This window comes from Burkholderia sp. 9120 (assembly GCF_000745015.1).
Taxonomy (GTDB): Bacteria; Pseudomonadota; Gammaproteobacteria; order Burkholderiales; family Burkholderiaceae; genus Paraburkholderia.
In genome coordinates this window covers 2,068,101-2,087,743 of sequence record NZ_JQNA01000002.1, presented here as the reverse complement: position 1 = coordinate 2,087,743, position 19,643 = coordinate 2,068,101, and the positions used below count along the sequence as shown (strand labels likewise).

Annotated in this window: 16 protein-coding genes; 8 read left to right on the top strand and 8 right to left on the bottom strand. The window is 63.6% G+C overall.

Annotated features, from left to right (window positions below):
- Nucleotides 1-113 precede the first annotated feature (113 nt).
- On the bottom strand, nt 114-509 hold the full coding sequence (locus FA94_RS17445; RefSeq protein ID WP_035553423.1) for an acyl-CoA thioesterase: 396 nt from the start codon (nt 507-509) through the stop codon (nt 114-116).
- 306 nt (nt 510-815) lie between these two features.
- Here FA94_RS17445 and FA94_RS17440 point away from each other — a divergent pair, with 306 nt between their 5' ends.
- Nucleotides 816-2,699: an ABCB family ABC transporter ATP-binding protein/permease gene (locus tag FA94_RS17440; protein ID WP_035562421.1), complete on the top strand. Its 1,884-nt coding sequence runs from the start codon at nt 816-818 to the stop codon at nt 2,697-2,699.
- 17 nt (nt 2,700-2,716) lie between these two features.
- Here FA94_RS17440 and murU read toward each other — a convergent pair whose 3' ends face one another.
- Entirely contained in the window at nt 2,717-3,445 is a 729-nt protein-coding gene (gene murU / locus FA94_RS17435) for an N-acetylmuramate alpha-1-phosphate uridylyltransferase MurU (RefSeq protein WP_035553420.1), read from the bottom strand.
- Between the two features lie 3 nt (nt 3,446-3,448).
- Complete coding sequence (locus FA94_RS17430) at nt 3,449-4,561, bottom strand: aminoglycoside phosphotransferase family protein (RefSeq protein ID WP_035553417.1); 1,113 nt, start codon at nt 4,559-4,561, stop codon at nt 3,449-3,451.
- Nucleotides 4,562-4,781: 220 nt separating this feature from the next.
- Between FA94_RS17430 and FA94_RS17425 the strand changes: the two genes are divergently transcribed.
- The 4 genes from FA94_RS17425 to rsmA all read left to right on the top strand — a co-directional run bounded on the left by FA94_RS17425 (nt 4,782) and on the right by rsmA (nt 10,604).
- Nucleotides 4,782-7,148, top strand: coding sequence for an LPS-assembly protein LptD (locus tag FA94_RS17425; protein WP_035553414.1), 2,367 nt, complete (start codon nt 4,782-4,784; stop codon nt 7,146-7,148).
- Between the two features lie 73 nt (nt 7,149-7,221).
- Nucleotides 7,222-8,586, top strand: a complete 1,365-nt coding sequence (locus tag FA94_RS17420) for a peptidylprolyl isomerase (RefSeq protein WP_408305671.1) — start codon at nt 7,222-7,224, stop codon at nt 8,584-8,586.
- Between the two features lie 5 nt (nt 8,587-8,591).
- A complete protein-coding gene (gene pdxA / locus FA94_RS17415; RefSeq protein WP_035553409.1) occupies nt 8,592-9,602 on the top strand; it encodes a 4-hydroxythreonine-4-phosphate dehydrogenase PdxA in 1,011 nt (336 codons plus the stop codon).
- Nucleotides 9,603-9,734: 132 nt separating this feature from the next.
- Nucleotides 9,735-10,604: a 16S rRNA (adenine(1518)-N(6)/adenine(1519)-N(6))-dimethyltransferase RsmA gene (gene rsmA / locus FA94_RS17410; protein WP_035553407.1), complete on the top strand. Its 870-nt coding sequence runs from the start codon at nt 9,735-9,737 to the stop codon at nt 10,602-10,604.
- Between the two features lie 37 nt (nt 10,605-10,641).
- On the opposite strand, the gene FA94_RS17405 is transcribed toward rsmA, so the two are convergent.
- Nucleotides 10,642-11,574 carry a DMT family transporter gene (locus FA94_RS17405; protein ID WP_035553405.1) on the bottom strand — a complete coding sequence of 311 codons (933 nt, stop codon included), beginning with the start codon at nt 11,572-11,574 and terminating at the stop codon, nt 10,642-10,644.
- Between the two features lie 446 nt (nt 11,575-12,020).
- Between FA94_RS17405 and FA94_RS17400 the strand changes: the two genes are divergently transcribed.
- Nucleotides 12,021-13,142, top strand: coding sequence for a porin (locus tag FA94_RS17400; protein WP_035553403.1), 1,122 nt, complete (start codon nt 12,021-12,023; stop codon nt 13,140-13,142).
- A gap of 45 nt (nt 13,143-13,187) precedes the next feature.
- On the opposite strand, the gene FA94_RS37345 is transcribed toward FA94_RS17400, so the two are convergent.
- Nucleotides 13,188-16,172 (bottom strand): autotransporter family protein, encoded by a 2,985-nt coding sequence (locus FA94_RS37345; protein WP_051980634.1) that lies wholly within the window; start codon nt 16,170-16,172, stop codon nt 13,188-13,190.
- 257 nt (nt 16,173-16,429) lie between these two features.
- Between FA94_RS37345 and gloA the strand changes: the two genes are divergently transcribed.
- Nucleotides 16,430-16,816 carry a lactoylglutathione lyase gene (gloA, locus tag FA94_RS17390; protein ID WP_035553401.1) on the top strand — a complete coding sequence of 129 codons (387 nt, stop codon included), beginning with the start codon at nt 16,430-16,432 and terminating at the stop codon, nt 16,814-16,816.
- 26 nt (nt 16,817-16,842) lie between these two features.
- Complete coding sequence (locus FA94_RS17385; RefSeq protein ID WP_035553398.1) at nt 16,843-17,241, top strand: hypothetical protein; 399 nt, start codon at nt 16,843-16,845, stop codon at nt 17,239-17,241.
- A gap of 96 nt (nt 17,242-17,337) precedes the next feature.
- Here the strand turns inward: FA94_RS17385 and FA94_RS17380 are convergent, their stop codons facing one another.
- The 3 genes from FA94_RS17380 to gmhB are packed head-to-tail and all read right to left on the bottom strand — an operon-like array spanning nt 17,338 to nt 19,638.
- Nucleotides 17,338-18,240: a M48 family metallopeptidase gene (locus tag FA94_RS17380; protein WP_035553396.1), complete on the bottom strand. Its 903-nt coding sequence runs from the start codon at nt 18,238-18,240 to the stop codon at nt 17,338-17,340.
- Nucleotides 18,241-18,284: 44 nt separating this feature from the next.
- Nucleotides 18,285-19,043 (bottom strand): lysophospholipid acyltransferase family protein, encoded by a 759-nt coding sequence (locus FA94_RS17375; protein WP_035553394.1) that lies wholly within the window; start codon nt 19,041-19,043, stop codon nt 18,285-18,287.
- Between the two features lie 40 nt (nt 19,044-19,083).
- A complete protein-coding gene (gene gmhB, locus FA94_RS17370; protein WP_035553391.1) occupies nt 19,084-19,638 on the bottom strand; it encodes a D-glycero-beta-D-manno-heptose 1,7-bisphosphate 7-phosphatase in 555 nt (184 codons plus the stop codon).
- Nucleotides 19,639-19,643 lie beyond the last annotated feature (5 nt).

The following is a 19,643-nucleotide window of genomic DNA, read 5'->3' as shown; positions in this document are numbered from 1 at the left end:
GCGGTGGTTTTTCAGTAAAGCAGTAACGCGGTAAAGCGGAATGCAAACGAGGCGCCCAGGCGCCTCGTTTTCGTTCAGGTCCGCTGTTTAGCAGCGCGCGCAGCAGCGCGTGTTTATTCCCTCACCGGCAACGCGCGCGGACGGCGGTCGCTGTCAGTCGCGACGTAGGTCAGGAGCGCCTCGGTCACCTTCACGACTTCTTCGGTCAAGCTCATGCGCTGCGCGTAAACCTCGACCGACACCGTCACCGACGTGTTGCCCGTCTTGACGATATCCGCGTAAAAGCTCAACAGATCGCCGACGAAGACCGGCTGCTTGAACACGAACGAATTGACCGCGATGGTCGCCACTCTGCCGTTGGCGCGGCGGCTCGCCGGAATCGAGCCGGCAATGTCCACTTGCGCCATGATCCAGCCGCCGAACACGTCGCCGTGAACGTTCGCGTCCGACGGTTGCGGCACGACGCGCAGCGCGCAGGACTTTTGCGGGAGTTGAAGGAGATCGGTCATTGGGACACTCTTGAGAAACGGATGGGCCAGGTCGAGTGGACCGGCGGCGACGGTGTTCAGGGGCAATCTTGCCGGCGCCTCGCGGAAGCACGGCCCAACTGCGTGGCCAACGGATGACCGGCGGCCGGACTGCCCATGGAAAGCGGCGCCAGCCGGCTTCTGCGACAATATAAAGATCAGGAATTGTACGGGAAAGCGCCCAGCCGGGTCGCGCGACAAAAAGCAGTGTGCCGATCGATCGGCCTGCTGCGGTCGGCGCGCCGCTGCGAACTCCGGCCGTTCCATCCTCTCCCCAAGCCGACCTCCATGCGCCGCACGCCCTCGTCCGAACCCTCGCCGATCTCCACCCTGCCGCGCAACGACTGGCAGACCATTCTGTCGCTGCTGCCTTATCTCGCCACCTACAAATGGCGTGTCGCTTTCGCGCTGAGCTGCCTGATCGGCGCGAAAGTCGCCAACCTCGGCGTGCCGATCGTGATGAAGCGGATCGTCGACAGCCTCGCGTCGGTGCAGCATCTCACCGCGCTCGGCCGCGCGCATGATTCACCGGCTATCGTGCTGCTGGGCGGCGTTGGTTTGCTGGTGGTCGCGTATGCGGTGGTGCGGCTGTCCACGTCGCTATTTACCGAGCTGCGCGAGATTCTGTTCGCGAAGGTGACCGAGAGCGCGGTGCGGCAACTGGCGTTGAAAGTGTTCCGCCATCTGCACGCGCTGTCGCTGCGCTTCCATCTCGACCGGCAGACCGGCGGCATGTCGCGCGATATCGAACGCGGCACGCGCGGCATCACGCAACTGATCTCGTATTCGCTGTACAGCATTCTGCCGACGCTCGTCGAGGTTGGCCTCGTGCTCGGCTTTTTCGTCGTCAAATACGAGTGGTATTACGCGGTGGTCACGTTTATCGCGCTGGCCACGTACATCGTTTTCACGGTGAAGGTCACCGAGTGGCGCACGCATTTTCGCCGCACGATGAACGACCTCGATTCGAAGGCGAACTCGCGCGCGATCGATTCGCTGCTCAACTACGAGACCGTGAAGTACTTCGGCAACGAAGAGTGGGAAGCGAGCCGTTACGACGAAAATCTCAAGCGCTATCGCACGGCCGCGATCAAATCGCAGCGCTCGCTGTCGGCCCTGAATTTCGGCCAGCAGGCGATCATCGGCACGGGGCTCGTGTTCATTCTGTGGCGTGCGACTCAGGGCGTGATGGCGGGAAAGCTCACGCTCGGCGATCTGGTACTGATCAACACGTTCATGTTGCAGCTTTATATTCCGCTGAATTTTCTCGGCGTGGTGTATCGGGAATTGAAGCAGAGCCTTACCGACATGGACCGCATGTTCACGCTGCTCGGCGCTGCGCAGGAAGTGCCCGATGTTGAAGGCGCGCCCGCGCTGCAGGTGAGCGGCGCGCAGGTGCGCTTCGAGCGCGTGAACTTTGCGTATGAACCGGCGCGGCAGATTCTGCACGACGTGAGTTTCACGATTCCGGCGGGCACCACGACCGCGGTGGTGGGGCATAGCGGCTCGGGTAAATCGACGCTCGCGCGGCTGATGTTCCGCTTCTACGATCTGGACCGCGCGGCGGGCGGCGCGATCACTATCGACGGTCAGGATATTCGCGATGTCACGCAGGATTCACTGCGGGCGTCGATCGGGATCGTGCCGCAGGATACGGTGCTGTTCAACGATTCGATCTACTACAACATCGCGTATGGTCGGCCTTCTGCTACGCGCGAAGAAGTGATCGCGGCGGCGCGCGCGGCGCATATTCACGACTTCATCGAAGGACTGCCGAAGGGCTATGAAACGCCGGTCGGCGAGCGTGGCCTGAAGCTCTCGGGTGGCGAAAAGCAGCGCGTGGCGATTGCGCGGACCATTCTGAAGAATCCGCCGATCCTGCTGTTCGACGAAGCGACCTCCGCGCTCGATTCGCGCTCCGAACGCGCGATTCAGCACGAGCTCGATCAGATTGCCCGCGAGCGCACGACGCTGATCATCGCGCATCGGCTGTCGACGGTGGTGCACGCGCAGCAGATCATCGTGATGGACAAAGGACAAATCGTAGAGCGCGGCACGCACGCGGAATTACTGCGCGCGAACGGGTTGTTCGCGCAGATGTGGGCGTTGCAGCAGCAGCGCGTGGCGCACGCGCCGGAAGCGGTCGACGCGGTGGGGGCGGGCGAGAGCTGAGCGGCGCGGAGGCGAGCCTAGCGCTCGCTTTTCAACCGCAGGTCCAGCGCGCCAAGTTGAGCCGCCGTGCCGACGTTCTCCCACAAACCTTCATACAACTCGCCGCTCGCAAGCCCGCGCGAGATCGTGTCGCGGTAGTACGGCGACAGCGCGCGCCGCGTGCCGCGCGGCAGATCGCGGAACATCCGCGTGTCGTAGAGGGCGATGCTGCCGAACGTCAGGCGCGGCTGCGCGTCGAGCGACACCACTCCGTCGACCAGACCGAAATCACCGTCCGGATGAAAGACCGGATTCGGCACCATCACCAGATGCATGCCCGGCTCGGGCAACGTGCTGAGCCTGTCGGCCTGGGCATTCAGCGCGGCGTAGTCGAAATCGGCGTACACGTCGCCGGCGACGCCGACGAACACCTCGCCGCGGTCACCGTCTTTGTCGCCGTCTTCCAGTAACGGCAGCGCCTGCGCGATCGCGCCGGCCGTTTCGAGCGCTTCATGCTCGGCCGAGTAGCGCAATTCGACCTGCCAGCGCGAGCCATTGCCCAACACGGTCTCGAACTGCTCGCCGAGCCACGCGTGGTTGATCACGATGGTGCGAAAGCCGGCCTGCGCGAGCCGCTCGATCTGCCACACGATCAGCGGTTTGCCGCCCACTTCGAGCAACGGTTTCGGACAGGTGTCGGTCAGCGGACGCATGCGCTCGCCGCGGCCCGCGGCGAAAATCATCGCTTTCTTCACGGATGTCGTCATCGCTCAGAAGGTGTAGCCGACGTCATCCGCGCGGCCTTCGAGCTCGTCGAGCAGCTTCGCGAACGGACGCAGCGGCGCATAACGTTCCGCCACCTTGCGCGCATAGCCGATGAAACGCGGCAGATCTTTCATGTAATGCGCTTTGTTGTCGCGGTAGTTGATCCGGCAGAACAGCCCGAGCACCTTGATGTGGCGTTGCAGGCCCATCCATTCGAGCTGGCGGTAAAACTCACCGAAGTCGGGATCGACCGGCAGGCCGGCTTTTTTTGCCCGCTCCCAGTAGTACACGAAGCAATCCAGTTCGAACTCTTCGTCCCAGCCGAGGAACGCGTCGCGCAGCAACGACGCGACGTCGTACGTGATCGGACCGTACACGGCGTCCTGGAAGTCGAGTACGCCGGGGTTTGCCGTGCGGTTTGCAGCGCCGTTCGACCCAGTCGTGACTGCGGCGGCCGTGGCGACCATCAGATTGCGCGGCATGAAATCGCGCAGCATGAACACCTGCGGCTGCGCACGGGCGCTCGCGATCAGCAGCGCGAAGGTGCGGTCGAGCAGACCGCGCGTCTTTTCGTCGACCTCGCGACCCAGATGCCGGCCGATGAACCACTCCGGCATCAATTCCATCTCGCGGCGCAGGAACGCTTCGTCGAACGGCGGCAGCACGTCTTCGCGCGAGGTCAGTTGCCAGCGGATCAAGGCGTCGAGCGCGTCGCGCATCAGCGTGCGCGGACGGCGCGCGTCGTCCGCCTGCTGCGCGTCGGTCAGCGCGCCGAGGTACGAATCGGTGCCCAGATCGGTCACGAGCATGAAGCCGGCGTCGAAGTCGACCTCGAGCACGCGCGGTACGTTGACGTTGGCGGCCTCGAGCAACTGGGCGACCTGCACAAATTCGCGGCACTTTTCGGGGGGCGGCGCGTCGACGGCGATCAGCGTGCCGGTGCTTTCATCTTCCGCCGCCTTACCGGCGAGCCGGAAATAGCGCCGAAAACTGGCGTCGGACGAAGCCGGTGCGAGGGTATCGAGCTCGAGCGAATAGCCCGCTGCGTGGCGGTTCAGCCAGGCTTTGAGCAGGTCGAGACGGGGATCTTGGGTATCTTGGGAGGAGGGTAGCGTCATGAAAACCGGCGGCAAATTCTGAGGGGCAACGTCTTGCCATATAATACCCCACGACTTTTTTGACGCGACTCACGCCAGCTTTCGCGCGTTCCGCTTCACCGCCCGCCTCACCGTTCGAAAGATTGTTAATTGATGTGCAGCCCACTGTCACGGTCGGGGTGTGCAGGCGGTGGATCGTGACTGTAAAAGCTGGCGGATGGGCCGATTCGCCAAACGATACATGCCGCCTAGACAGCTTTCCCAAACGACTCCCTCTTGTGCCGTAGTGCCGCGCAAAAGGCGGCTCGTCGCGGCGTTGATCGCCGTTCCGGGCCTGATGCCCGCGCTTGCGCACGCCCAGCTGGTGGGGGAAGCCGCGCAGCCGCAACCGATCGACGCGCCCTGGGGCATGCAGCTCGCCCCGCAACTGGAAGAACATCCGCTGCTACAGGGGCAGAAGTCGGCCACCTTCGTGCTCGGTGACACGACCACCGGCACCACCGACCAGGACATGGCGGCCAAGGGCGCGGCCGAGATACGCCACAACACGATGGTGATCAAGGCCGACGCCCTGCATTACGATCAGGACACGGACATGGCCGACGCGTACGGCCAGGTCCATGTCAACAACAACGGCAACACCTTCGTCGGGCCTGAAGCGCACATGCGGCTGGATTCGAGCGAAGGTTTCATGACCGCGCCGAAGTACCACTTCAATGTGACCGGCGGCTCGGGCAGCGCGCAGCGTGTCGATCTGCTCGACAATGAGCGCTCGGTCTTCACGAAGGGCACCTATACCGCCTGCCAGTGCGCGGACGATCCGGCCTGGTACATCAAAGGCAGCGAGTTCGATTTCGACACCGGCGCGGACGAAGGCGTCGCGCATGACGGCGTGCTGTTCTTCCAGGGCGTGCCGGTGTTCGCGTCGCCGTGGCTGTCGTTCCCGCTCTCGGGCGAGCGGCGCAGCGGGGTTCTGCCGCCCACGTTCTCGCTGAGTTCGTCGAACGGCTTCGAACTGTCGGTGCCGTATTACTTCAACATCGCACCGAACCGCGATCTGACCATTACACCGCGTCTGATCTCCAAGCGCGGCGTGCAGTTGCAGTCGTCGTTCCGCTATCTGTCGCCCACGTATTCCGGTTCGATCACCGGCGAGTTCCTGCCGGACGACCGGCTGACCAAGACCAACCGCTACGCGCTGTACATCCAGCACAACCAGAACTTCGGCAACGGGTTCGGCGGCTACATCTACTACAACAAGGTTTCGGACAACACGTATCCGGAAGACCTGTCGTCGTCGGTCAGTCAGTTCATGAACGGCACCCAGCTCCTGTATCAACAGGAAGCCGGGTTGACGTACAACAACGGTCCGTGGTCGGTGCTCGCGCGCGAGCAGCACTGGCAGACGCTGACGCCGTCGATTGCGCCGTATGGCCGCGAGCCGCAGTTGAACGTGAAGTACGCGAAGTACAACATCGGCGGGTTCGATTACGGCGCGGAAGCCGATTACTCGAATTTCCGCATCACCACTGCGGACACGACGCAGGGTCAGCGGGTGATGTTCAACCCGTACCTGTCGTATTCGGTGGTCGGGCCGGGGTACTTCGTCACGCCGAAGGTGCAGTTGCACCTCGCGTCGTACGACCTGAACAACATCAGCAGCACCACGCCGGCCGGCACGCCGAAGAATTTCACCGAATCGATCCCGACCTTCACGTTCGACACGGGCCTGATTTTCGACCGCTCGGTGCGGATCTTCGGTGAGGATTACATCCAGACGCTGGAGCCGCGGCTGTACTACGTGTACACGCCGTATCGCAACCAGGCGTTCGCGCCGCTGTTCGATACCGCCGAATCCGATTTCGGGCTGGCGGAAATTTTCTCGCCGAACACCTTCGTCGGTAACGACCGGATCGCCGACGCGAACCGTCTGACCGCGGCCATCACCACGCGCTTCATCAACCCGGCCACGGGCGACGAACGCGCGCGTTTCGTGATCGCGCAGCAGTATTACTTCCAGGACCAGCGCGTCACGCTGTTGCCGACCCAGACCAGCACGCAGGCCACCCATTCGGACCTGATCGTGGGTGCGTCGCTCAAGCTCGGCGCCGGTTTCGCTTCGGAAACGGCGTTCCAATATAATGCCGACAACAACCAGCTGGTGAAGACGAGTGTTGGCTTCGGGTTCAGCCCGGCCAGCGGCAAGGTGATCAACGTCGCGTACCGTTATACCCGCGCGAACACCACGTTGGATAACACGCCGATCAATCAGGTGCTGGTTTCGGGGCAATGGCCGCTCACGCACCACGTGTACGGGGTGGCGAGGTTCAACTACGACCTGGGCGGAAAACGGATCGTCGACGGTCTGGTAGGCCTGCAATACGATGCCGACTGCTGGACGCTCGGCGCCGGGATCCAGCGCTACGCGAACGGTGTGAACACCTCGAATCAGAATCAGACGAGCACGCGGTTCCTCGCGCAGTTGACGTTCAAGGGCTTGTCGAGCGTCGACAATGGGTTGATGGCCGCGTTCCGCAACGGCGTGCAGGGCTATACGCCGTTGCCGCCGCCGCCGCCGCCGGAAGCGCGTTTCACCAATTACGAATGACGCGGTTCGGTCGCGATCGTTTTATAGAATGCGAAAAGACGGGCCAGGCGCGCCCGACATCATTGGAGTATCTGTGGCAATCATGAAAAAGCTTCGCTTGGCAACGCTTGCGGCCGGTCTCGCCGCCGCGGCGTCTTTCCTGTCGGTTGCGCCGGTTCAGGCGCAGGCGCTGGCCAGCAGCGGTAGCGGCCAGACGGTCGATACCATTGCCGCAGTGGTCAACAACGGTGTCATCACGCGGCGCGAGCTGGACGACCGCATGGGCCTGATCACGCGTCGGCTGAACCAGCAGAACGCGCCGGTCCCGCCGCTGGACCAGTTGCGCCAGCAGGTGCTCAACCAGATGGTGCTGGAACGCATCCAGTTGCAGAAGGCGAAAGAAGACGGCATCAACATCGACGACGCCGCCGTGCAGAAAACGCTCGAACGCCTCGCGCAATCGAACAACATGTCGCTCGAGATGTACCGCGCGCGGATCGAGGCGCAAGGCGTGCCTTGGACCACGTTCACGAACGACGCGCGCACCGAACTGACGCTCTCGCGTCTGCGCGAGAAAGAAGTGGACAGCAAGGTCGTGGTGTCGGACGCGGAAGTCGCGAACTACATCGCCAGTCAGCGTGGCCCGAACGCCGGCCTGCAGAGCGATCTGCATATGCAGCACATTTTCCTGAAGGCGCCGCTGAACGCGTCGGAAACCGACATCGAAGCGGCGCAGAAAAAGGCCCAGGCGTTGCTCGCCGAAGCCAAGGGCGGCGCGAACTTCGAAAAGCTCGCGAAGGCCAATTCGCAAGCGCCGGACGCGTCCAAAGGCGGCGATACCGGTTACCAGCAGCCTTCGAAGCTGCCGCCTGAGTTCGCGAAGGCCGCTTCCACGCTGCGCCCGGGCGAAATCAATCCGGACGTGATCCGCACCAGCGACGGTTTCGAAGTCGTGCGCCTGGTCGATCGCCGCGCCGGTCAGGGCTCGAGCTCGGATGCGCCGAAGCTGGTGCAGACGCATGTGCGCCACATTCTGCTGCGCGTCGGCGACGGTATGTCGGAGCCGCAAGCGCGCCAGAAGCTGCTCGAAATCAAGAACCAGATCGCCGCGGGCGGCGACTTCGCGAAGTTCGCGCACACCTACTCGCAAGACGGTTCGTCGTCGCAAGGCGGCGACCTCGGCTGGATCAGCCCGGGCGAGACGGTGCCGGAATTCGAGCGCGCAATGAACAACCTGCAGGACGGTCAGATCAGCGACCCGGTGCGCAGCGAGTACGGCTATCACCTGATCCAGGTGCTGGGCCGCCGCGACGCCGAAGGCTCGGTCGCGCAGCAGATGGATCTGGCGCGCCAGGCCATCGGTCAGCGCAAGGCCGAACAGGCTTACGCCGACTGGCTGCGTGAACTGCGCGACACCGCGTATGTGGAAGTGAAGCCCACGCTGGCGAGCGTGCAGTAATCGTCATGACAAACGCCGCCCAGTCCGCCGGCTTGCCGTTGCAGATCGCGATCACGACCGGCGAACCGGCCGGCGTCGGCCCTGAACTGACCGCGCAGGCTCTCGCCGGCGCGGCGACCCACTGGCCCGGCGCACAGTTCACCGTGCTGGGCGACGCGGCGTTGCTCGCCGAACGCGCGCACGCCGTGGGCGTCGACTGGAACGCGTTGCTGGCTGACGGCAAACGCGTGCGTATGCAGCACCAGCCGCTCGGCGTGCCGGTGCAGGCAGGCAAGCTGGACGCGGCCAACGGCCGCTACGTGCTCGACCTGCTCGACAGCGCGATCGACGGCGCGGTAGCCGGCGCCTTCGACGCGATCGTCACGGCGCCGCTGCAAAAAAGCACCATCAACGACGCCGGTGTGCCGTTCACCGGCCACACCGAATATCTGGCCGAGCGCACTCACACGCCGCGCGTGGTGATGATGCTGGCCGGCTCCGGCAAGCGTCCGCTGCGCGTCGCGCTCGCGACCACGCATCTGCCGCTCAAGGACGTGTCCGCAGCCTTGTCCGTCGACGGTATTGTCGAGACGCTGCGCATTATCGATCACGATCTGCGGCATCACTTCGGCTTGCCGGCGCCGCGTATTCTCGTGACGGGGCTGAACCCGCATGCGGGCGAAAACGGCTACCTGGGTCGCGAGGAAATCGAGGTCATCACGCCGGCGCTGAAACTCGCGAACGAGCAGGGCATCGACGCGCCCGGTCCGTATCCGGCCGACACGCTGTTTCAGCCGCGTTATCTGGAGCAGGCCGACTGCGTGCTGGCCATGTTCCACGATCAGGGCCTGCCGGTGCTGAAATACGCTACATTCGGCGAAGGCATCAATATCACGCTCGGCTTGCCGATTATCCGCACCTCGGTCGATCACGGCACCGCGCTCGATCTGGCCGGCACCGGCCGCGCCGACGCGGGCAGCCTGATCGCCGCGATCGACACGGCGGTGTCGATGGCGCAGCACCGCCGCGCGGGCTGATTCGGCGTCATTGCGCGGCTGGCCGCGCAATGGTTGCACGACTCGCCGCGCGCCTGCGGTGTTGCCTGAGGCTGGCGCGATTCGCGCCAGTTCCTTTTCTTCAAGCAGTTCTCTTTCTTTAGCGTTTCTTCGATGTCCACCAGCAGACAGCAACAGGGCCGGCACCAAGGTCATATCGCGCGCAAGCGTTTCGGTCAGAACTTTCTGGTCGACATGGGCGTGATCGATTCGATCGTCGACGTCATCCAGCCGCGACGCGGCGAGCGCATGGTCGAAATCGGGCCGGGCCTCGGCGCGCTCACCGAGCCGCTGATCGAGCGTCTGGCCACGCCGGAAGCGCCGTTGCACGCCGTTGAACTGGACCGCGATCTGATCGGCCGTCTGAAGACGAAATTCGGCGATCTGCTCGAACTGCACGCGGGCGACGCGCTCGCGTTCGACTTCGGTTCGCTGGCCGCGCCGGGTGAAAAAGCGTCGCTGCGGATTGTCGGCAATCTGCCGTACAACATTTCGAGCCCGCTACTGTTTCATCTGACCTCGTTCGCGCCTTGCGTGATCGATCAGCACTTCATGCTGCAGAACGAGGTGGTCGAGCGGATGGTGGCCGAGCCGGGCACGAAAGCATTCAGCCGTCTCTCGGTGATGCTGCAGTATCGCTACGTGATCGACAAGCAGCTCGACGTGCCGCCCGAGTCGTTCAATCCGCCACCCAAGGTGGATTCGGCGATCGTGCGGATGATTCCGTACGAGCAGAAGGAGCTGACGCCGGTCGACCAGCGCGTGCTCGGCGAAGTGGTGACGGCGGCGTTCTCGCAGCGCCGCAAGATGTTGCGCAATACGCTGGCCGCGTTTCGCGATTCAGTGGACTTCGAGGCGCTCGGCTTCGACCTGCAACGTCGCGCCGAAGACGTGTCGGTTGCCGAATACGTGCGCGTGGCGCAGATCGTCGCGGCGGCCAGGCCGTCGCAGCGTGCAGCGGCGAGCGACGGCGATGCCTCCTGAACCGTCGCGGCACGCTAGCGAGCTCAGGTCTACCTCGTTACGTCACCCGTCGCGCTGGCGCATTGACCAGCGCGATACCCACCAGCACCAGCGCCGCGGCCATCAGGAAGCGCAGGCTGAACGACTCACCGAGCAGCAGCACGCCGAAGCTCACGCCGAACAGCGGCGTGAGAAACGAAAACACCGACAGGCGCGACGCGATATAGCGCGTCAACAGCCAGAACCACACCAGATAGCTGACGAACGCGACGATCACGGCCTGATAGGCGAGGCTCATCAGCGCGAGCGGCGTGACGGTTTCGACGTGCGCCTCCCCGAGCCCGACCGCCAGCGCGAGCAACACCACCGCAGACACCGCCAATTGATAGAACAGCGTCTTGCTGGCGCTCGATTGAGCGAGACGCGTGGCGCGCACCACCACCGTGGTCGCGGCCCAGGCAACACCGGCCAGCACGCCGAGCGCGTCGCCGGCCATACCCTTCAGCGTTGAGGCTTGTGCGGCGTGGCTGTGCAGGAAGCCGTCCGCGAACGCCAGCGCCATGCCGGCGAACGCCACGAAAATACCGAACCACTGAATCCGCCGCATCCGCTCGCCTTCCACGAACCAGTGCAGGCCGAGCGCGGTGAAGCACGGCGCGGTGTACAGAAACACCGCCATGCGCGACGCGCTGGTCAGCGTCAGACCCAGAAAAATACACACGAATTCGGCGGCGAACAGCACGCCGGCGAGCAGGCCCGCGCTCAGCGTGCCGTCGTCGCGAAACAGCGGCGTGCCGCGCGAGCGCGCCCAGCCCCACACCAGCAAAGACGCGACCAGCGAACGCAAACCCGCCTGGAAGACCGGCGGCACCGCTGAATTCGTGCTTTTAATGGCAACCTGCTGGAGTCCCCAGATCGCGCACAAGCCGATCATGAGCAGGATCGCGAAGCTGTCGGGGGCGCGGCGCGCGGGCAAGGCGGTAGTGCTCATGGGCGATTTCGGACTGGTGAGGACAAGACGGGGAGAAGGCCGGTCAGTATCGGATCTCGGCGGGCATCGCGATAGTCGGCCGAATGGCTAGCCGAACGGATAAGTCGCGAGCGCCTGGCGGCGAATTCAGCGCGAAGCCGGGCTGAATTCAGATCATACGATAGCAAACCCACTGCTTCCGCCTGCCCATGACCCCACCGCCTACGCGTGCTTCTTACATCCCGCAAGCATTTTGCTGTCTTAACAACACTCCGCCGCGCTCACGTCAGACTAATTTCTTGCCGTTGCCGTTTCGCGCTAAGGTTCGACCACAAGCGTTTCGTCAGGATTTTCGTACGGGCCGCATCGACTGAATCGCCGCGCACCCGTCGCGCACCAGTCGATTCGCGCCGGCCAAAGCAGAAGAGTCTCATCCGCGCAAAGCGGAATCTGTACGAGGAGACGGTATGAAAAACGTAAGCAGGTGGACGGCAGCCCTGGTGCCCGCGGCCATCGCGTCATTCGGCTGTCAGATCGCGCAGGCGCAATCTAGCGTGACGCTGTACGGCGTGGTCGACGAAAGCGTGCGCTATCTGACGCATGCGAACACGGCCGGCGATTCATCGCTCGGATTGGGCAACGGCGGCATGACGCAGAGTCGCTGGGGTTTGAAGGGCGTTGAAGATCTCGGCGGCGGCTGGTCGACGTTTTTCAAGCTCGAAAACCGCATCTATATCAACACCGGTCAAAGCGATCCCACCTTGCCGTTTTTCAACGAAGCGCAGATCGGCGTGCGCTCGGCGTCGTACGGGCAGGTGATCATCGGGCGGCAATACAACGTGATGATCGAGGGGATTACCGTCGGCGGTTACGGCAGCAATTCCTGGATCCCCTACGATTTCAGCTTCCAGCCCGAAGTGACGATGACCGGCGGCATCTGGACCAGCAATCAGGTGCAGTATCAGGCGAGATACAACGGTTTCACGTTCGCGGCAGGCTACGCATTCGGCGGTAACGCGGGCAATTCGAACGGCAGTCAGATCGGCGCGGCCGCCGCGTATGGGCCGGCAGGCGGTCCGTTCAGCGTCGGCGCGGCGTACGAAGAGTCGAAGGATTCGGTCAACGGCGCGGCCGCGAAAGATTGGACCTTCGGCGGTTCGTACACGTGGAATCTGACGCGCTTTTCGGCGGGCTATATCGTCAATCAGAACGATGCGGGGTTTTCCAATTTCGCCAACGGGCCGTTCACCGCGCCCGAACTGACGGCGCTCAAATACACGGACTTTTCGCGGCGTCGCATGATTATGGGCGGCATCACGCAGCAGGTCGGCAACGTGTGGCACTTCGCCGCCAACGTCTGGCGCACGCTGCAGGACGGCAAGACGCATGCGCAGGACGGATCGGCCTGGCAATATCAACTGGTCGCGGACTACAACCTGTCGAAGCGTACGGACGTCTATCTGGAAGGCGATTACGCGGTCTATCGCGGCGATCTGATCGGCGCGCAACTGCAAGGGGTGAACAGTATCGGGCTCGCGCAGAAGGGCACGCAGATCGGGTTGATGGCGGGGATCCGGCATCAGTTTTGAAATGGGCGGTTCGGATTGCGCTGATTCGGAACGGGCCGCCCGGAGTCACCAACTCCAGCGCACCCCAAGATTGCCCTCGACGCTGCTGCGGTGCTCGCCATTCACATTCGTCGTGTAACTCGCGGCCGCGAACACGCTGCCGCGCGCGCTCAGATGCGCGACGACCCCCATGCCGAATTGAGCCGCCGTCGCCGCGACATTCGACGGAATCACCGTGCTGCCCGCGTAAGTCACGCTGTCGGTGCCATTGAAATAGCGCCACAAATTCGCCCGCAAATACGGTTGCCATTGCACGCCAGCGCCTTCGAACGCGCCTTGCAGACGCAAGCCGAGTCGTCCCACGAAGCCATTGGCCGAGTGAAACGAGACGCTCGAAACGCCGTCGTTGAGATCGTCGATCGATGCATGCTGCCAGATCAATTGCATCTGCGGTTCGAGGCTCAGATTCGCACGCAACGGAATCGGCAGACCGGCTTCGAGCGACGTCGTGATCGCGTGACCATGCGTGCTCGCGCCGAGGCCCTGATTCGACATCGGATCGAGCGTCAGCGCGCTGCCCATGGCGACTGCATCGGTGTACCAGCCGCCCGGACCGATGTGCGTCCAGTACGCGCCGACGCTGTACGCGTTGATCGCCAGATGCCCGGCCGACAGATCGGGAAAGCCGAGCGCGAAGCCGTTCACATCGCCTTGCGCACGAGCGAAGCCCAGGAAAAAACCGTAGTGGTTGCGATGACCGCTCGCGCTGCGATCGGCGTAGAGATCGTGGCCAACTTGCACGCCGCTGATGGTGCCGCTGAAATCCGGGCTTGCGCCGCCGCTGCTGGTTTGCGATGTGTGCTCGCCCCAGACGCGTGCCCATGCGGCGGGCAGCGGGCCGCTTTCGTCGAGCATTGACTGTTCGCCCTGGCGGTCGTGGAAGGTGCCGATCTGCGCGATGCCGAGTTCGCGCGTGAGCACGGGGACTGCTGCGTAGACGGGGACTTCCATTCGATAGAGCGGTGTGGGGGCGGCGCCTGCGGGCGGTGGGGTCGGTAGGGCTGGTGTGCCAGGCGCTGCGATTGGGCCGGCGGCGGACTCGGGCGTGGGCGTGGGTGTTGGAGTTGGTGTTGGTGTTGGAGTTGGAGTTGGCGTCGGCGCCGCCGCCAGACTCGAACGCAAATACCAGTTATCCCCTGTCCCCGCACTCACTCCGCCTTTGAACAGGTAGTACGTATAAGCGCCGGCCATCAACGGTCGCGGCAACGTGAACGCGCTAGCGGTCGTCGTCGCCCCATTGGTGGCCTGCACCACGAGAATCCCATCAGTGAGCGTGGCGCCGCCGTTGCCGCCCACGTTAGTCACGCCCAGCGTCGTACTCCCCGACCCCACCCCCTGCGCGATCACCAGCTTGCCGCTCGGTGAACCGTCGCCGCCGAGCACGCTTTGCAGCAGCAGCCGTCCATTGAGCCCGGTGTAGTTGCCATCGATCACCAGCACGGCCTGCGTATTCGCGCCGCCGTTGGTCAGATCGAACGTGCCCGCATTGGTCACCGTGACGAGTTGTCCGGCGACCGCCGGCGCAATCGTCACCGCGCTCGCCAGCCCGCCCGCGAACAAGGTGCTGGTCGCGTCGACGTTGAGCGTGCCGGTCAGCGTGCCGCTATCGCCGAGCGTGAGTCCCTGACTGTCCAGCGTCAACTGGCTGCCGTTGATCACATTGACGGTTTCCCAATCGATAAAGCGGCTCACGCCGCTCGCGGACGTGCGATCGAACGTCAGCAGATCGTTGCCGGGGCCGCCGTCGAAGCTCGGCACGCCGCTCAGATTCGCGTCAGTGAGGTTGGTGAGCGTGGCGGTGTCGTCGCCTGCGCTGAAGCGCACGAAGCCCGTGACGGTGCCGCCGCTCCAGTTGAACGTGTCGTTGCCGCTGTCGGTCCAGATCGCGCGGCCGTTGCCGCCCGCGATGGTGCCGGTGTTGTTGATGACGATATTGAACGTGCCGATGGAACTGATCGCCTGACTCGTCGCCGCGACGATCGAACCGCTGTTGTTGATCGTCGCACCGGCATTCGCGAAAGCGATCGCGTTGATCGCGCCGGAGATCGTGCCGGCGTTGTTGAACGTGCCGCCGCCATTGGCGACGATCGCGTTGGCTTGCTGGCTGACGATGCTCGCGCCGGCCGCGTTGTTCAGCGTGACGTTGCCGGAGAAGATCGCGCCGGCGCCCCCCACGCCCTGTGCGGTGATTGAGCCGGTATTCGTGACGACGCCCGGCGCCGTATCCGACGACACGATGCCATGGGCGTCCGCGCCGGAAACGTCGATCGTGCCGTGGTTGACGATCACGTTGTTGCCGGGACCGCCGACCGCATTGCCGTTCGTCCGTATGCCATACGATCCCGCGCCGGTGGTCGTGATCGTGCCGTTATTGACGAGCGTGTCGTTGTTCGTCAACGCGGCCATGCCGGGTGAACTGGCGCCGGTGGTAGCGAGCGTGCCGTTGTTGGTCAAGGTGCCGCCGCCGGGACTCTGGAAATCGTGCATCGCTGCCGATTCATCGCCGCTCGTGCGGATCACGCCGGTGGTGTCGTTCAACATCGTGACCGCGGCGGCGTCGTTGTACATGCCCTCCGACTCGACGCCGCTCGTCGTGATGCTGCCGCGGTTGACCAGCACGTTCTGACCTGAGCCGCCGCTCGCGCCATGCGCGGACATTGCATCAAAGGTATCGCCGCTGCCGTTCAACGTGCCGAGATTGGTCACGGTGCTGCCGTCGCGCACGAGAATGACATTGTTGCCATTGATATCGAGTTCCGCGCCGGTCTGCACGTTGACCGTGACGTTGGTGCTGCCCGCTGCGGCAGTGACACTCGTAGTGGACGGATTCGGCATGCTGCCGGTGCAGGTGACGGTTTGTCCGCCGACCGGATTGACGTTGTCGCAAGCCGCGAACGCGGGGTCGCAAGGCAGCAGAATGGCGAGCCCGATGGTGGACGACAGCGCTTCGAGCAGACGAGCCGGCGCGAGCCGGTAGCCCGGACGACACATAGGACGATCCTCCTGTCGAACAGGCCTGATTCTTTCCTGCTGGTCCGCCCGTTCCTGAGCCGTCCCCTCGATTTTTGCGTCCGGACGGTTCAGGAAGAATGGATTGTCAGATGAAAATAGTCAACCTGCGCGAGGACCTCATTGAGCACGCCAGTGAGTATGCCAATGAGCCCGCCGCGCCTGATCCGCGCGCTGCAGCGCAGCGTGATTCCGGGTACATTGACGGTCTCGTTTTATCACCCAACAGGGAGTGCACCATGCGCCTGCTTCACACCATGCTTCGGGTCGGCGACCTGGATCGTTCGATCGCCTTCTACACCGAGATGCTCGGCATGAAACTGCTGCGCCGCGACGATTATCCGGACGGCAAATTCACGCTGGCGTTCGTCGGCTACACGGACGAACGCGACGGCACGGTCCTCGAACTCACGCACAACTGGGACACGCCGTCGTACGACCTCGGCAGCGGCTTCGGGCACCTCGCCGTCGAAGTCGATGACGCCTACGCCGCGTGCGACAAAATCAAGGCGCAAGGCGGCACGGTCGTGCGCGAAGCCGGCCCGATGAAACACGGCACCACGGTGATAGCGTTCGTTACGGATCCGGACGGCTACAAGATCGAGTTCATTCAGAAGAAGAAATAACGTCGACGGCAGGGCGAGATTCCATAATGAATAACAGCAATCCCTACTTCAAAGAACTCGACGAGATCCACGTCGAAATCGCGGCGCTGTTCGACGGCTCGGCGGACGAAGGCGCGCTGCAGCGAATCATGGCGCGCTTCACGCCGCAATTCACGCTGGTCATGACGTCCGGCAATGCGCTCGATTACGCCGGCACGCAAGAAGTATTCGCGAAGCTGCGCGGCGCGCGTCCGGGCTCGCAAATCACGATCCGCGACATGGAGATCGTCGCCGACTATGCGTCGGGCGCGGTGGTGAAATACCGCGAGTATCAGCGCGACGGTGCGGGCAACGCGAACGTGCGGCGCTCCACGGCGGTGATGGAACTCGACGCGCATGGCAAGGTGATGTGGCGTCATCTGCAGGAAACCTTCTGCACGGAGTGAGCCAGCGTTCGTCCTGGCGGCTCAAAAGAAAAAACGGCGCTTCATGATGAAGCGCCGTTTTCGTCTCAAGCTCGCAAGCCGTCTAAAAAAGTCTCGCTACAACGTAGGCAACAATTCCGGCGGATGCGACTTCAGCGTCTGCCGTGCCTCGCGGAATTCCGGAAAAATCGATTCCACCGTTTGCCAGAAGCGCGGGCTGTGATTCATCTCACGCAAATGCGCGAGCTCGTGCGCGACGACATAGTCGATGATGGACAGCGGAAAGTGAATCAGCCGCCAGTTCAGGCGAATCTTGCCGTCGCTCGAACAACTGCCCCAGCGCGTCGCCGCTGAAGACAGCGCATACGTGCGATAGCTGACGCCCAGCTTCTCCGAATAAATCGCGAGACGCTCACCGAACAGACGCTTCGCTTCGCCTTGCAGCCAGCCTTGCACGCGGTCCTTGATCTGTTGCGGATCGGCCTGCAACGGCAGCGGCACTTGCAACGCCGAATCGCTCGCGCTGAACTGAAGCGTGCCTTGCGGCGAGCCGAGTATCACGCGCACCGGCCGGCCGAGATACGGCACTTCGGCTCCGTCTTTCCAATCGACCTTCGGCAACGCACGCTGTTCGACACGCGTTTGCCATTCGATCAGCTTCGCGAAAATCCAGCGCTGCTTTTCGGTGATCGCGGTTTCGATATCGGCGAGCGTGACCCAACGCGGTGCGGTGATCGTCAGACCCGTGCTGTCGATCGCAAAGCCGATCGAGCGGCGCGCCGAACGCTTGAGCGCGTAATGCAGCGTGCGTGAACCGACGACGAGGCTGCGCAATTTGCTGCCATCTGGCGCGAGCAGTCCAGCGGATTGCGGCGTGCCCGACGCACTCCCGGCAGAACCGGAAGAAGGCGCGGAAGGTGAAGGGGACGACGACGTCGACCCCGGCTCGGCGAAGAGCGGGAGATCGAGTTGCCGGTTATCGAGCGCCGCAGCGGGCTGCGACGTAGGAGACTTCTGCATCGGTTTCGGCTTCGCGCTAATACGCCTTCGAGGGCGTGGGCGCGTCAGATTGGTGCGGCGGCGGAACGGCTTTCCGTCGCGCTGTACGCGGTAGGATCGATGCGACGCATTTCAGTTTCGATCCACTGTTCGACGCGCGCGTTCACTTCTTCGGGCGTGAGCCCCGTCGTGTCGATCGGCTTGCCGATCGACACTGTGACTATACCCGCATATTTAAGAAACGAGTTGCGCGGCCACAGTCGTCCGGCGTTATGCGCGATCGGTACGACCGGTGCGCCGGTCGCGACCGCGAAGCGCGCGCCACCGGTTTTGTATTTGCCTTGCGTGCCGCTGCGCGTGCGTGTGCCTTCCGGAAACATGATGACCCACGCGCCTTCGGCCATGCGTGCCTTGCCTTGCTTGATGACGGACTCGAACGCGTACTTGCCTTCCTTGCGATCGATATGAACCATCTTCAGCAAACCGAGCGCCCAGCCGAAGAACGGCACGTACAGCAGTTCGCGCTTGAACACGTAGCACAGCGGCCGCGGCATCAGCGCCGGAAACGCCACCGTTTCCCACGCCGATTGATGCTTGGACAACAGCACGGCGGGACCGTTGGGCAGGTTCTCGAAGCCTTCTATGTTGTAGCGAATGCCGTTGAGCCAGCGCGCCACGTGCAGGGTCGACTTGCACCAGCCCGCGGCCATCCAGTAGCGCTTGTCGGCGCGCATGAACGGAAACGCGATGAAGCACGCGCACGCGTACGGCACCGTGTACAGAACGAGGTAGATCAGCAGCAGCAGAGAACGAATGAAGCGCATCGGCGTGGTCGGTGAGGGTTGGAAACGCGCATGGCGCGCGTCACTCTTGAGCGTCGGCGAGGAAGTCGAGTGCGAAGGCGCGCAGGTCGTCATGCACGCGCGTGCCTTCGGGCAGGCCGCCGGCTGCGAGCGTTTTGCGGCCCTTGCCGGTCAGCACCAGATGGGTTGGATGACCGAGCGCCGCGCCCGCTTGCAGATCGCGCATCGCATCGCCCACCACGGGCGTGTGCGGCGGATCGACCTCGAAGCGCTCGGCGATCATCTTCAGCATGCCGGGCTTCGGCTTGCGGCACTCGCAATGATCTTCCGCCGTGTGCGGGCAGAAGAACACCGCGTCGATGCGCCCGCCGACCGCCGCCGCCAGGCGATGCATCTTGAGATGCATCGCGTTGAGCGCGTTCATATCGAACAGACCGCGGCCAATGCCTGACTGGTTGGTGGCGATCGCCACGCGATAACCGGCCTGGTTCAGCCGCGCGATCGCTTCGAGCGAACCGGGCAGCGGCACCCATTCGTCCGGCGACTTGATGAACGCGTCGGAGTCGACGTTGATTACGCCGTCGCGGTCCAGGATCACCACTTTTTTGGTCGGCATGGCGC